Origin of the sequence: Flavobacterium turcicum (assembly GCF_011365745.1) — a bacterium.
Lineage (GTDB): Bacteria > Bacteroidota > Bacteroidia > Flavobacteriales > Flavobacteriaceae > Flavobacterium > Flavobacterium turcicum.
In genome coordinates, this window is sequence record NZ_JAAOBY010000006.1 from 195,041 (window position 1) to 208,409 (window position 13,369).

Annotated in this window: 14 protein-coding genes; 4 read left to right on the forward strand and 10 right to left on the reverse strand. The window is 34.6% G+C overall.

All coding sequences use genetic code 11. The features are described from left to right. Window positions 1-6 precede the first annotated feature (6 nt). Together G9Q29_RS11640 and G9Q29_RS11645 are read left to right on the forward strand one after the other, a co-directional pair. Complete coding sequence (locus G9Q29_RS11640) at window positions 7-168, forward strand: hypothetical protein (RefSeq protein WP_225872932.1); 162 nt, start codon at window positions 7-9, stop codon at window positions 166-168. Further along, a complete protein-coding gene (locus G9Q29_RS11645) occupies window positions 158-709 on the forward strand; it encodes a Smr/MutS family protein (protein ID WP_166137484.1) in 552 nt (183 codons plus the stop codon). Before G9Q29_RS11640 ends, G9Q29_RS11645 begins: the two co-directional genes overlap by 11 nt. A gap of 129 nt (window positions 710-838) precedes the next feature. Here G9Q29_RS11645 and G9Q29_RS11650 read toward each other — a convergent pair whose 3' ends face one another. Then, the gene (locus tag G9Q29_RS11650) at window positions 839-1,786 is read right to left on the reverse strand and encodes a hypothetical protein (protein WP_166137487.1); all 948 of its coding nucleotides are present in this window, start codon (window positions 1,784-1,786) and stop codon (window positions 839-841) included. A 195-nt stretch (window positions 1,787-1,981) separates the two neighbouring features. On the opposite strand from G9Q29_RS11650, the gene G9Q29_RS11655 reads away from it, so the two are divergent. Together G9Q29_RS11655 and G9Q29_RS11660 are read left to right on the forward strand one after the other, a co-directional pair. Continuing rightward, window positions 1,982-2,881, forward strand: a complete 900-nt coding sequence (locus G9Q29_RS11655; protein WP_166137490.1) for an EamA family transporter — start codon at window positions 1,982-1,984, stop codon at window positions 2,879-2,881. A 37-nt stretch (window positions 2,882-2,918) separates the two neighbouring features. Next, window positions 2,919-4,043 (forward strand): cysteine desulfurase family protein, encoded by a 1,125-nt coding sequence (locus G9Q29_RS11660; RefSeq protein WP_166137639.1) that lies wholly within the window; start codon window positions 2,919-2,921, stop codon window positions 4,041-4,043. 122 nt (window positions 4,044-4,165) lie between these two features. Here the strand turns inward: G9Q29_RS11660 and G9Q29_RS11665 are convergent, their stop codons facing one another. From G9Q29_RS11665 to G9Q29_RS11705, 9 genes are all read right to left on the reverse strand, one after another. Next, window positions 4,166-4,552 carry a response regulator gene (locus G9Q29_RS11665; protein WP_166137493.1) on the reverse strand — a complete coding sequence of 129 codons (387 nt, stop codon included), beginning with the start codon at window positions 4,550-4,552 and terminating at the stop codon, window positions 4,166-4,168. Further along, window positions 4,545-7,157: a PAS domain-containing protein gene (locus G9Q29_RS11670; RefSeq protein WP_166137496.1), complete on the reverse strand. Its 2,613-nt coding sequence runs from the start codon at window positions 7,155-7,157 to the stop codon at window positions 4,545-4,547. The genes G9Q29_RS11665 and G9Q29_RS11670 overlap by 8 nt, the downstream gene beginning before the upstream one ends. A gap of 239 nt (window positions 7,158-7,396) precedes the next feature. Then, a complete protein-coding gene (locus tag G9Q29_RS11675; RefSeq protein WP_166137499.1) occupies window positions 7,397-7,843 on the reverse strand; it encodes an endo-arabinase in 447 nt (148 codons plus the stop codon). 200 nt (window positions 7,844-8,043) lie between these two features. Continuing rightward, entirely contained in the window at window positions 8,044-8,628 is a 585-nt protein-coding gene (locus G9Q29_RS11680; RefSeq protein ID WP_166137502.1) for a fasciclin domain-containing protein, read from the reverse strand. A gap of 156 nt (window positions 8,629-8,784) precedes the next feature. Beyond that, on the reverse strand, window positions 8,785-9,201 hold the full coding sequence (locus tag G9Q29_RS11685) for a hypothetical protein (protein WP_166137505.1): 417 nt from the start codon (window positions 9,199-9,201) through the stop codon (window positions 8,785-8,787). 110 nt (window positions 9,202-9,311) lie between these two features. Further along, window positions 9,312-10,229, reverse strand: coding sequence for a cysteine synthase A (cysK, locus tag G9Q29_RS11690; RefSeq protein WP_166137508.1), 918 nt, complete (start codon window positions 10,227-10,229; stop codon window positions 9,312-9,314). A 4-nt stretch (window positions 10,230-10,233) separates the two neighbouring features. After that, window positions 10,234-11,070, reverse strand: coding sequence for a serine O-acetyltransferase (locus tag G9Q29_RS11695; protein WP_166137511.1), 837 nt, complete (start codon window positions 11,068-11,070; stop codon window positions 10,234-10,236). A 203-nt stretch (window positions 11,071-11,273) separates the two neighbouring features. Continuing rightward, complete coding sequence (gene lpdA / locus G9Q29_RS11700) at window positions 11,274-12,662, reverse strand: dihydrolipoyl dehydrogenase (protein WP_166137514.1); 1,389 nt, start codon at window positions 12,660-12,662, stop codon at window positions 11,274-11,276. A gap of 163 nt (window positions 12,663-12,825) precedes the next feature. After that, entirely contained in the window at window positions 12,826-13,368 is a 543-nt protein-coding gene (locus G9Q29_RS11705; RefSeq protein ID WP_166137517.1) for an adaptor complexes medium subunit family protein, read from the reverse strand. Window position 13,369 lies beyond the last annotated feature (1 nt).

Below are 13,369 nucleotides of genomic sequence, written 5' to 3' on the forward strand. Positions count from 1 at the left end.
CTGATAATGGCGGTTGCAATAGCAGTAGCTTTCAACGAACAGGTGAGCAAAGAAAAAAACGTGTACATAATGGTGGTTGCAATTCTAGTTTTCATGTTTGGCATGATGCGATTAAGCGCTAAAACACCAAGTAAAAATCAAGATAAAAAAGAAGAGCATGATAACTAAAGGCGATCGAGTAGAGGTATTAGATGATGCCATCAGCGGACGCGTGTTGAGCGTTCAAAATAACCAAGTTACAATAGAAACTGAGGATGGTTTTACGATGACATTTTTTGTCAATGAAGTTATTAAAGTAAACGATTCCAATAATTTACTTAATGATATTAAAAGAATTAATGTAAGTGAGATTGCGAAGGAAAAAGAAATTCCAAAACCGAGAAGTTTTGTAAAAGAAAAGAAATCGAAGCACGAAATTGCCGCTCCAGAATTCGATTTACACATCGAAAAGTTGGTCCCGAACAAACGTGGTATGTCAAATTATGATATCTTGACCTTGCAAACAGAAACGGCCAAGAGGCATATTGAATTTGCAATCAGAAACAGAATTCCGAGAATCATTTTTATTCACGGAGTTGGTGAAGGAATTTTAAAATCGGAGTTGGATTTTTTGCTGGGTCGCTATGATAACATCGATTTTAGAGATGCCAATTATCAAAAATATGGCTTAGGTGCAACTGAAGTTTTTATCAAGCAAAGTGCGATGTAAAAGCTTTTTTATTGTTTTTTTAGAGCATAAAAAAAAATCCCAAATTCTAGTTTTATGGTATTAAATACCTCCTAGAATTTAGGATTTTTTAGCTCAAAAAAGCAGTGTTTTTTTAACCGATTTTCACTCTTAATTTGTGGTTAAAAGTTCGCCATAAATGTAATTGTCACCCAGTAAAAAATCATTATTTCCTTTCTTCATTTTGACCTTTTTTAATACAATCGTATGTTTAAATCCGTTACCAAAAGAGGTTGTTGTCACTTCAATTATTCCGCTAGTATTGGCAACTCCAGTTACGCCTAACCACTCTTCATTCACTACCGGTGTAGTAGGATAAGTAGTGTTGCAGAAGTAGTCGTCAGTTAATAAACCGCCAAATAATCGGTAAGTAAGTTTGTTTGTTGTAGTACTAATTAATGCTGTTCTTGGAGTATTTAAAGGTGTCGGTGTATTGCTTATCAGGCTTGGGTCGATGTCCAAAATTAGCGCTTCAGCACTATTTCTGTCGTACAATTGTTTGGATGTTGGGCATTGCTTTAATACTTTGGTGAATGAAAATGGCAAAGGTGTTGCGGTAGTTTTGTAGTCTCCAAAAAAGAATGTTGGATACGTTTGGGGAGCACTATCAGTCTTTGTAAATTCGATGTTTTTAAAGCTGATGTTGTGATTATATCCTGTAATTCTATTGCTGTTATCCGTAGTATTTGGTTCCTTATTGGCTTTTGTATTGATCACTATTATTCCTTTTGTGGCAATCCACTCGTTTATGACAATAGGTGTCGCAGGAGGTATGGTTTCGCATAGCGTTGCTGATGTCACTGGTCCGTTATAAAAACGATAAAGCACGCGATTAGAAGAGTTGATCGTGATTTCTTGACTTCCTTCTTCAGTAGGAAACGTAATACCACTGGCATCAAAAATCAAAGCCTCATTATCTTTTGTTTTATAGATGATGTTGTTGGTAGTACATTTGGTAGGTGTACCATCTTCAAAACTAATGTCTTCAATAACTATATCTCCGTCATCACAGCTGTTAAACAGCAGGGCTAGCGTTACTAGGCTCAATATTTTTTTCATTTCTTTCGTCTATTTGTAACAAAAATATAATTTTTAATCTGTATCGAATCGATTCCGTTTCAAAATTCCCATTTTTAACAAGATATTGTGTTAAGTGAATGTTTATTTGACCTCAATAGTTTGCTGTTACAAAGGAGTTCGCTTGCGGATTTAGCCAACATAAATGAGTATCTTTGCACTTATTATATATCTTACATGGGACGAAATACTTATTATGCGGCGGCCTTTTCGGCTTTCTTTATTTGGGGTTTTTTTAGTTTTGCTCTCAAACCTTTGCAAGATTATCCCTCACTCGATATATTGTTTTACCGCGTTTTTTTTAGTGTAGCTACAATGATTTTGATCAACGTACTTTTTAGGAGAAAAGTAGTTGTACAAAATTGGTATTATTTGCGTTCGTTGCCCTTGGCGGAGCGGCGCAATGCAATTGTGATGACCTTGGGTGGAGCTGTTTTTTTATCAAGCAATTGGTTCATTTATATTTTTGTAATGAATCATGTTAGTGTTAATGCGGCTTCATTAGCCTATCTAATTTGTCCTATATTGACGACTGTATTCGCCTATTTTTTACTCAAAGAGCAACTAAGTAAGTGGCAATGGTTTGCTGTTTTTATCAGTTTTGTGAGTTGCCTATTGTTGGGTTATGGTCATTTTAGTGCTATTTTTTATAGCCTTCTAACAGCGGCTACTTATGCGTTTTATATTATTAGTCAACGAAAAAATACTGCCATTGATAAGTTTTTTGGACTTACTTTACAACTAAGTTTTACTGCGCTGATTTTGGCTCCCTTTTATCCTACTTATAGTGGAGCTGTTCCTACTGAACCATTGTTTTACGGGTGCATGGCACTAATTGTTGTGTTTTTTACGGTTATTCCCTTGTTTTTAAATTTATATGCACTTAAAGGAATAAGTTCTTCGGCAGTTGGAATCATGATTTATATTAATCCAATCATCAATTTTTTACTAGCTATTTTTTATTACAAAGAACAAGTAAGCTTCGTACAACTATTTTCGTATTTCCTAATTTTGGTTTCGATTGTAGTTTTTAATGAAAAGTTATTGTTTGTAAAAAAGAAATCCAGTTTGGTATAACAATGTTATTTATTTGACCCAATTAGTATCTATCACCATGAATAAAGTATATCTCGATAATGCTGCTACCAGCGCCTTAAGACCTGAAGTAATTCAAGAAATGACCCGTGTTTTGACCCAAGAATATGGTAATCCATCGTCTACGCATAGTTCTGGTAGATCTGCCAAAAACACCTTAGAATTAGCTCGAAAATCGATTGCAAAAAACTTAAATGCAACAGCGCAAGAGATTATTTTTACTTCAGGTGGTACCGAAGGAAACAATTGGATTATTCGATCGGCGGTGCGTGATTTAAAAATAACCCGTATTATAACCAGTAAAATTGAGCATCATGCGGTTTTACATGCAGTTTTGGCATTGCAAAATGAATTTAAAATTCAAGTTGATTACGTGAATTTACAAGCCGATGGGAGTGTAGATTTGACTCATTTAGTTGAATTACTTAGTCAGGAACGCAAAACCCTCGTAAGTTTAATGCATGTAAATAATGAAATTGGTAGCATACTTGATTTATATCGTGTGGGTGTAATATGCCTAGAGCATTCTGCTTTGTTTCATACCGATGCAGTACAGTCAGTAGGGAAATTACCGATTGATGTGAGTCAGTTGCCTATTGATTTTTTAGTTGCAAGTGCCCATAAGTTTCATGGTCCAAAAGGTGTGGGCTTTGCTTTTATTCGCAAAAATTCGGGATTGCAACCACTTTTTTTTGGAGGTGAACAGGAAAAAGGCTTGCGTGCAGGTACTGAGGCTTTGCATCAAATTGCTGGTATGGCGCATGCCTTGACCTTGAGTTATGAGAGTTTAAGCGAGGATGAACAGCATATAAAATTGCTTAAATCCTATTTACTGAAATCACTTGAAGATTCGTTTCCGGGTGTTAGAGTAAATGGACCAGCAGAAGGTTTACATACGGTTGTAAATATCCTGCTACCTTTTTCAGAAAGTAAAACGGCGATGATTTTATTTCATTTGGATATGAAAGGTATTGCTGTTTCGCGCGGTAGTGCTTGTCAATCGGGTAGTATTAAGCCTTCGCATGTGTTGGCAGAACTACTTACGGGTGAGGATCTAAAAAAGCCAAGTTTGCGTGTTTCGATGAGTCATTATAATACCAAAGAAGATATAGATCTATTTGTAAAAGCTTTGCAAGCTATTTGATCAACTTTATTTTACTTTTAAAATAGAAAAGCTTTTTTCAATGGACATTTTTGTAATCCTTTGAAAAAAGCTTTTTTAAATAAAAGAGATCTGAAAACCTACAAATTTTAACTAACGCGATATTATAAAATAAGCTTTTGCAACTCTTCCATAGTAATTGGTTTTACTAGATAGTTGCTTACAGCATCATAACTTTTTGCTTTTTCAACATCTGCTGGATCTATAGAGCTAGTCATGATGTATATGGTAATGGGATTCGCACTAGGAATTTTTGTGAATTCATCTAAAAATTTCCAACCATCCCAAATTGGCATATTCAAATCTAAAAGGATGAGATCGGGTAATTTTTTATCGGCTAAAATAATGGCTTCTAGGTGGTCAAAGGCTTCCTTTCCGTTTCTAAAAATCATAAAACTTTCGCAAAAGTCAGCAATCTCCATGATTCGTTTTGTTCCAAAAACAAAAATTGGATCATCATCTATAATACAGGCAATATCTATCTTAGGCATAATTAAAATATATTTTAAAGGTTGTTCCTTTGTTAAGTTCGCTTTCTATTTCTACTTTTCCGCCAAGGGCTTCAATTTGGTTTTTAGTTATAAACAATCCAATTCCTCGCGCATCTTCGTTGCCATGAAAAGTTTTGTACATGCCAAATAACTTATCTCCATTTTGTTTTAAATCGATCCCAACGCCATTATCGGCAATGCATAATACCAGCTGATTTTCTTCATTTAGCAAAGATAATTTTATGGTTGGAGGATAAATTGTAGATCGGTATTTGATTGCATTTGATAAAAAATTCAGCAAAATACTATCTATGTAGGCTTGAATTCCTTTAATACTTACATCTTCTTGAACCTCATTTTGTATTTCTACATGAGCACTTATAATTAAGGCTTGTAAGTTTTGAATGCTTGAGTCAATTGATTTTTTAAGATTGATAGGAACTAAATTATCATTAATCGAGGTGTTCATCAGAACTATTTCGTTCAAATGCGCAATCGTCTCTTTTAGATTTTTAGAAGCAGTATCAAGTAATTGTATAATTTCGTTGTCAGCCAAATATTTGTTTTCGTAAAGTAATAAATCCAGCATCATGGCTATATTTCCGGAGTGTGATCTTAAATTATGAGATACAATATGAGCAAAGTTCTTAAGACGCTCGTTTTGATCTTTGGTTACCAGTAATAACGATTGTATTTCCTCTTCGGCCTTTTTTTGAGGTGTGATATCAATAATTTGTGATATAAAATACAAAGGTTTTTGATTGTCATCTCGAACTAATGAAGCAGCAAGAATGATATGCACAATTTCACCATTTTTACAAATGTATCTTTTTTCTATGTGATAAAAATTGATATTTCCAGCAACAAGTTCCTTAAGTTGTTTTAAATCAGCGTCAAGATCTTCAGGATGAGTGATGTCTTGAAATGAAATTTGCATGAGCTCCTGCTCGGTATAACCAATGATGTTGCATAAACTTTGATTTACCTTGATCCATTTTCCAGACTCATTTAGTAATGCCATTCCGATAGCGGCATTTTCAAAATTCCCTCTAAATGCTTCTTCACTAATTCTAAATGCCTCTTCTGTTTTTTTTCTGTGGGTGATGTCTAGGGTATACACGATGACACCACCAACTTTTGATTGGTCTATGTACCAAGGTTTTATTTCCCATTGCAACCATTGTATTGAGCCGTCAGGTTGAAAAAATTTCTCCTCGTCACTCTTTTTTACCACACCAGTTAAACATTCATCATGAATTTTTTTCCATTTTGCTTCAGATCCAGGGAATAATTCATAAATAGATTTTCCTTCAGAATAAACACTTTTAATGTTGTAATCTAATTGCCATTTTTCAGAACAAGCAAGATAACACATGTTTTTATCAAACATGGCTATTGCATTTGGATTTTGTATTATAAATTGTTTGTTTAACTCAAACTTTCTTTTGCTTTCAGTGATGTCAGTATGGGTTCCGTACATCAATAATGGCTGTCCGTCATCTGTCCAACTAATGACTTTTCCGTGGTCAAGTATCCAAATCCATTCGCCGTTTTTGTGGCGCATGCGACATTCAAAATCGTAAAATTCTATTTTTTTAGCAAAGCAATCCTTCAGTTTTTCCTCTGAAGTTTTTAAGTCATCAGGGTGTACCAAGTTTTGCCAAGTTTGGATACTGATGGGTTCTAATTCCTTAATTGTATAGCCAATCATCTCAGCCCAACGTTTGTTGAAAGTGAGGCTCCCAGTACTTATATTCCATTCCCAAGTACCTAGATTGGTACCCTCAAGAACTGTTTGTAGTTTTTCTTTTTCTTTGATTAGGGCAAATTTTGCTTTTTTCTCAGCGGTAATATCTTGAAAAGTTCCGTAAACTTTAGTACATAGACCATTAATAAAAGTAGCTTGCCCTATTGATCTTACCCATTTGATGTTGTTTTTTGCAGTTACAATTTGAAGTCTAACATCATAAGGCGCTCCATTCGTGGCGCAATCGTTAAATTTTGAAATAATTTCTTCGCGATGTTCTCCTTCTTTAAAAAAGTTTATGGCAGTTTCCAATACTGGTTGGTAATCCTGTGCGGTTTCATGAATTGTTTTGGTGATTTTGCTCCAATGTATTTTTTGTTCTATTAAATCTACCTCCCAGTATCCTATTAAAGCAGCTTCATTGCATTTTTCTAAAAGTTCTTCTTGATATTTTAAGTCGGTAATATCAATATGAGCGCCTAACATACGTATTGGCTTTCCATTTTTATCTCGAATGGCTTTTCCTGTACATTTTATCCATTTGGTAGAGCCATTTTTATGCTGATATCTACAAATCTGATCGTAAGGATGGTTCGGGTCTTGTAAATGTTTAGTAATATTATTGGCAGCAATGGCTAAGTCATCGGGAAAAATTATATTTTGCCATGCATTAGATTTGTGAGGCATATCATTTGGATTGTAGCCTAAAGTTGTCCAAAATTTAGGATTCATCCATTCTTCTTCTGGATTTTCTAAATCCCAATACCACAGACCATCTAGCGCAGACTCTTGAATAAAATCAAAAATGGAATTGTCATTAGTGATTAAATCATATAGTTCCTTTTTTAAGTAGCTCATTCAGTAGAAACGTATAATTAATAGTCAAATATAAATTTATTTTTTGTAAACTAATACATTTAACGGGGATTATTTTGTAAATAAAAAATGACTAAATTGTATATAAAAACGCTTTTTCTTATTTTACATTCGATGTTAGTATCCTGTTATCGCATTTTAGTTTTTATCTAATAGAGAGAATGTAGATTAAAATTTGAATTTATCTCATAAATTCCTCTACAAATCTTATCACTTTTTATTTACTCTAATTTGTAAATATGAATCGATTGACCAACAAGTTTCCACTTTTTTTTGATTTTTTCGAGTAAGCGTATTTCATAGGAATACGTTTTTCTACCATCAATCCCAATCGAAATTTCATCATGACTAACCCAAGCTGTTTGTTTTTGGATGTTCATTTTGTAATTACTATTAACTGCTGAACCGCCGTTACCCATTTTTTGAGGATCTGTAGCTGTCATTGCCGAAGGTGGTACGTCATATGTTTTTCCATCAGCTGTTGATACTAAAATTCGACTGTAAGGTTGAATGTACCAACATTCAGCATGACCTTTTGCATCTTGCAAACGCCAGGTTGATGACTCCCGTTCTAATAGTTTTTTTATTTGTTCTTGATCTTTTTCTTTTTGTGCAAACGCAAATGAAATACAAAAAAGAACTACAATTGTACATAATTTAAATTTCATAATGTATTGTTTTTTAATTTTTTAAATGCTAAGATATAGAAAAACTACCATTTTAGGATCTAAGTTTGACTTTCTTAGTTCAAGCTAACTATGTGATAATATTGAATAATTTAAAAAACTATAATCAAGTTGTGTTCAAGCTTAAAAATAAAAAAAGCCGCTGTTTAGTTACAGCGGCTTAAGAATGTATATTGAGAGAATTATTTAGGCATAACCACGCTGTCGATGGCGTGAATCACTCCATTTGAAGCAGCTACGTCAGCTAATACTACTGTTGAAGTACCTCCGTTTGCATCAGTTAAAATTACTTTACCATCTTTTAAGCTTAGAACGATAGTTCCGCCTTGTACAGTGGTTACAGTATATTTTCCATTTCCTTTTGTTATTGCATCTTTTACTGCTGCCGCATCAAATTTTCCTGCTACAACATGGTACGTTAATACAGATTTTAATTTTTCTAAACTTTCAGGCTTCAATAAAGTATCTACAGTTCCAGCTGGTAATTTATCAAAAGCTGCATTGTTTGGTGCAAATACTGTAAATGGTCCTTCACCACTCAAAGTTTCAACTAATCCAGCTGCTTTAACAGCGGTTACTAAAGTAGAGAAGTCTGCATTCTCAGATGCTACTCCTACAATATTTGGTGTTTCTGTTACTACTGTGCTATCTACTGCTACTGCAGTTGAATCCATAGTTTCTGTTGTTTCAGCTGTTTTCTTTTCTCCGCAAGATGCAGTTAAAGCTCCAACTACCATTAATGCACTAATTGTTTTTACTAATTTCATAAGGTATATTTTAGATTGTTAAATTAAGATATTCAAATGTAGTTATTTAATTCTCTTGTCTAACTTATTTAACAAAATATTAAACAAAATATAATATTGCGAATGACCAGCTTACCTTAAACTGAGTTGCTGTTAAGGAAAAAAAGTTTTTTGCTGTCAATTGGCTTTTCTCTCTAAATAATAGAAAATACGGCCATCAGAAAAATTCGTTAAATTAATGTTGTTACCAGATGCTGTGATTTCAAACATATATCTAATACCATTTATTGAAAGGACTTTTCCTTTTGGTTCCTGTAAATCTGGATTAAAATAATTCTCGATCAATAAGGAGTAATTGTAGTTTCCTGAGGAATGTAGAGGTGTATCTTTTTTAATTGAAACTGTAGCGCCATCAAAATTAAATTCGGTATTACTGCGATCAAGTACAACTGTTGCACTTTTTTTTTGTTGCACGACTTGCTTTAAAACCCACGCTCCTTTTATTTGTTTTTCAGGATATTTAAAATCATCATCAGTATTACAGGAAATAAGCGTGAAACAAAAAATAACAAGTAACGAGAAAATTTTTTTCATAGTAGATTTAAGTAGTTGATTTAGAAAGCAATTTATGAATTAATTCTAGAAGTTACTTTATTTTTTATAAAAAAAACCGACTTAAACTCATAAGTCGGCTGGTATTAAAGTTATACAAATAATCCTTCGATGCTCAAATAATGTTCTCCTGTGTCATAACAAAAAGTAAGGACGGTAGCATTTTCTGGAATTTCATTTAATTTTTGTGCTACTGCAGCAAGCGATGCGCCTGAAGATATCCCAATAAACATGCCTTCTTCTTTTGCAGCGCGTTGTGCGTAGGTAAAAGCTTCGTCTTTGCTAACTTGAATACTTCCATCGAGCAAATTGGTATGTAAGTTTGCTGGTATAAAACCTGCGCCAATTCCTTGAATAGGGTGTGGGGCAGGAGCTCCGCCGCTTATTACTGGAGACGCTTCGGGTTCTACAGCAAATACTTTTAAGTTCGGGAATTTTTGTTTTAAAATGTCGGCACAACCTGTAATATGTCCGCCTGTGCCTACTCCAGTAATCAAATAATCAATTCCGTCCGGAAAAGCGGCAATGATTTCTTGAGCGGTAGTTTGTTGGTGAATGGCAATATTGGCAGGATTTTCAAATTGAAGCGGCGACCAGGCATTTGGTAATTCTGCGACTAATTCTTGTGCTTTTTCAATAGCGCCTTTCATACCTTTTTCGCGAGGTGTAAGTACAAATTCAGCACCGTACAAACTCATTAAACGGCGTCTTTCAATCGACATTGATTCAGGCATTACCAAAATCAATTTGTATCCTTTTACGGCTGCTACCATCGCAAGTCCAATTCCGGTATTTCCAGAAGTAGCTTCAATGATTACGCCTCCAGCACTAAGTTTCCCATTTACTTCGGCATCTTCAATCATAGCCAATGCAATACGATCTTTGATGCTTGCTCCAGGATTGGCGCGCTCTAATTTGATGTACACATTGTGTTTTTCGCCAAACAAGCGATTGATTTTTACATGTGGCGTATTGCCAATAGTTTCGAGTATGTTGTTGTATTTTGTCATTTCTTTATATCGTGAAAAAGTTAATATCCTTGGTTTCCTGTTGATTTAAAACAGTGTTTTTATTGGATTGCATTACAAACGAGTATGGATTAACGCTTTTTGTTATAAAAGTATTTCCGCCAATGATGCTATGATTTCCTATGATGGTGCTACCACCTAAAATAGTAGCATTGGCATAAATAATTACATGATCTTCAACTGTTGGGTGTCGTTTTTTTTCTTGCATGCTTTTTTCTACTTGCAAGGCGCCAAGTGTTACTCCTTGATAAACGCTCACGTGCTTGCCTATAACGGTAGTTTCACCAATTACGATTCCTGTACCATGATCAATCATGAATGGAACGCCAATAGTAGCATTTGGATGAATATCGACTCCTGTTTTGCTGTGTGCATATTCTGTAATTATACGTGGCAGTAAGCAAGGAGTTCTTTTTGCAATAGCATTCGCAATTCGGTATACTTCAATTGCAAAAAATCCCGGGTACGAATTGATGATTTCTTGAATGCAATCAGCAGCAGGGTCAGTATCTAAAATCGCTTGAGCATCGGCCTGCATGTTAGCATAAAGTTCCGGCAAGCTGTTGTAAAACGCCTCAGCATCATCTAAGATGGTGTTGGTAGGTTTGTCTTTTACGATTTCAGATAAAATACTAATAAAATCGGCCTTGTTTTGATTTAAAAGTACTTCTATCTGAAGCGTTTCCAAAGCTTTTTCAGGAAATAATATTTTGAATAAATCATCTATCCATTTAATGATTTTTGTCGAATCGATTGCTCGTACCCAATTGTTGTTCTGGTTTTCGCTTAAAAGTGTAGAAAATCGTTTGTTTTCTGGTGTCATTGCTGTAAAATAAGTTCAATAAAAAGTGGTTTAAACCACCATTCACAAAGATAAAGTAGATTTAATTAGAATGTAGGGTACATTTTGTAAATAATTGTTAATGTACAAAAATTAAACAAATGCGTCACATCGTGTTGTTTTGCAAAAAAAAATCCGATTAGCATTTTGAGCCAATCGGATTTTTTGTTCTAAAAAATGTAATCTTACAAGTGAATCACTTCACCGTAAGCATCAGCAACGGCTTCCATTACTGCTTCACTCATTGTAGGGTGTGGGTGAATGGCTTTTAAAATTTCATGACCTGTAGTCTCTAGTTTACGAGCTACAACTGCCTCAGCAATCATGTCTGTTACACCAGCACCAATCATGTGGCATCCTAACCATTCGCCATATTTTGCATCAAAAATTACTTTTACAAAACCATCAGGTGTTCCAGCTGCTTTTGCTTTTCCTGAAGCTGAAAATGGGAATTTACCAATTTTTAATTCGTATCCTTTTTCTTTAGCTTGTTTTTCAGTTAATCCAACTGATGCAATTTCAGGAGTAGCATACGTACAACCTGGAACGTTTCCGTAGTCAATTGGCTCTACATGAAGACCTGCAATTTTTTCAACACAGTTAATTCCTTCAGCAGATGCAACGTGCGCTAATGCTTGCCCCGGAGTGACATCGCCAATAGCGTAGTAACCTGGAATGTTGGTTGCATTGAATGCGTTTACCAAAATTTTATCTTTATCAGTAGCAATACCTACTTCTTCTAAGCCAATGTTTTCAATGTTGGTTTTGATTCCAACCGCTGAAAGTAAAATGTCAGCTTCAAGAACTTCTTCTCCTTTAGCAGTTTTTACAAATGCTTTAACGCCTGTACCAGTGGTATCAATACGCTCAACAGAAGAGTTGGTCATGATTTTAACCCCTGCTTTTTTCATAGAACGTTCCATTTGTTTAGAAATGTCTTCGTCTTCAACAGGAACAATGTTTGGCATGAATTCTACAATAGTAACTTCTGTTCCCATCGCGTTGTAGAAATGAGCAAACTCAACTCCAATTGCTCCAGAACCTACAATGATTATCGATTTTGGTTGTGTTGGCAAAGTCATTGCTTGTCTGTAACCAATTACTTTTACACCATCTTGTGGTAAGTTAGGTAACTCACGAGAGCGCGCTCCGGTAGCAATAATAATGTGATCAGCGCTGTATTCAGTAACTTTATTGTCTTTGTCAGTAACATCAACTTTTTTACCCGGTTTTAGTTTTCCAAAACCATCAATAACGTCAATTTTATTTTTTTTCATTAAAAATTGAACTCCTTTGCTCATGCCGTCTGCCACAGAGCGACTGCGTTGTACTACAGCAGGGAAATCTTTATCAAATGAAGAAACAGTTAATCCGTAATCCGAAGCATGTTTTAAATAATCAAAAACTTGAGCTGATTTTAGTAATGCTTTTGTTGGAATACATCCCCAGTTCAAGCACACACCACCTAAGTTTTCTTTTTCAATAACTGCTACTTTAAAGCCTAATTGCGATGCTCTAATAGCTGTAACGTACCCACCAGGACCACTTCCTAAAACTATAATATCGTATTTCATTGTAAAGTTTTTTTGTTTTTTTTATTGTTGAAAATCTAGCACCTCTACCACTGCAATTTACGAGTGGTTCAAAACACTTTTCGGGTAGCAAAATTAAGGATTTATTTTAAAAAAAATTAGCCGTTTTACAAGTTTATTAGCTTTGTTGATAGCCAAAATGGAATCATTTCATTTTTAGATAGGCTTCAACATAATTTGTGGTCGAAAAATATTCGTCCTTTATCTTTTTTAAATGTTTGATAACGGTTGGTTGTTCAGGGTGAGTAGGGTCGAGGCAGTCTTTGATTTCAGCATCACGAACTGAAATGACAATATACCAATACCCGTCTCTAGAAGTATAATTGTCCGCAAAAATAGGGTCATTCCCTTTAGTTTGTAAACCGGCATCAACAGCAATTGGTATTAAATTCAGTGTTTTTGAGATTCTTTCTCTTTCAAAAAACGACATATAAAAGGTCTTCTTGTCGATAATAATAGGAACATTTGCATCGACATTGCTGTGTTTTAAATTGTACTTTGTATTGATGAAATTATAAAATTCATCTGCCTTTTTTTTATCTTCAAATACAAAACCGTAGCAATTGGGCAGGTCTTTTTTGAATTTTTTGGCTTGTACAATTTTGTCACCCTCAATTTTAGGAGCAATTCGCAGTGGGATACACGAATAGATGAGTAGAATCAAGAAACAAAGTCCAATTTTTTTCACT

What these genes read in the sequence shown, in the direction of transcription:
- G9Q29_RS11670 (WP_166137496.1), bottom strand. Translation starts at nt 7,157, where the DNA reads ATGAGCTACTTAAAAAAGGAACTATATGATTTAATCACTAATGACAAT.
- G9Q29_RS11640 (WP_225872932.1), top strand. Translation starts at nt 7, where the DNA reads ATGGCGGTTGCAATAGCAGTAGCTTTCAACGAACAGGTGAGCAAAGAA.
- lpdA (WP_166137514.1), bottom strand. Translation starts at nt 12,662, where the DNA reads ATGAAATACGATATTATAGTTTTAGGAAGTGGTCCTGGTGGGTACGTT.
- G9Q29_RS11650 (WP_166137487.1), bottom strand. Translation starts at nt 1,786, where the DNA reads ATGAAAAAAATATTGAGCCTAGTAACGCTAGCCCTGCTGTTTAACAGC.
- G9Q29_RS11645 (WP_166137484.1), top strand. Translation starts at nt 158, where the DNA reads ATGATAACTAAAGGCGATCGAGTAGAGGTATTAGATGATGCCATCAGC.
- G9Q29_RS11695 (WP_166137511.1), bottom strand. Translation starts at nt 11,070, where the DNA reads ATGACACCAGAAAACAAACGATTTTCTACACTTTTAAGCGAAAACCAG.
- G9Q29_RS11685 (WP_166137505.1), bottom strand. Translation starts at nt 9,201, where the DNA reads ATGAAAAAAATTTTCTCGTTACTTGTTATTTTTTGTTTCACGCTTATT.
- G9Q29_RS11665 (WP_166137493.1), bottom strand. Translation starts at nt 4,552, where the DNA reads ATGCCTAAGATAGATATTGCCTGTATTATAGATGATGATCCAATTTTT.
- cysK (WP_166137508.1), bottom strand. Translation starts at nt 10,229, where the DNA reads ATGACAAAATACAACAACATACTCGAAACTATTGGCAATACGCCACAT.
- G9Q29_RS11680 (WP_166137502.1), bottom strand. Translation starts at nt 8,628, where the DNA reads ATGAAATTAGTAAAAACAATTAGTGCATTAATGGTAGTTGGAGCTTTA.
- G9Q29_RS11660 (WP_166137639.1), top strand. Translation starts at nt 2,919, where the DNA reads ATGAATAAAGTATATCTCGATAATGCTGCTACCAGCGCCTTAAGACCT.
- G9Q29_RS11655 (WP_166137490.1), top strand. Translation starts at nt 1,982, where the DNA reads ATGGGACGAAATACTTATTATGCGGCGGCCTTTTCGGCTTTCTTTATT.
- G9Q29_RS11675 (WP_166137499.1), bottom strand. Translation starts at nt 7,843, where the DNA reads ATGAAATTTAAATTATGTACAATTGTAGTTCTTTTTTGTATTTCATTT.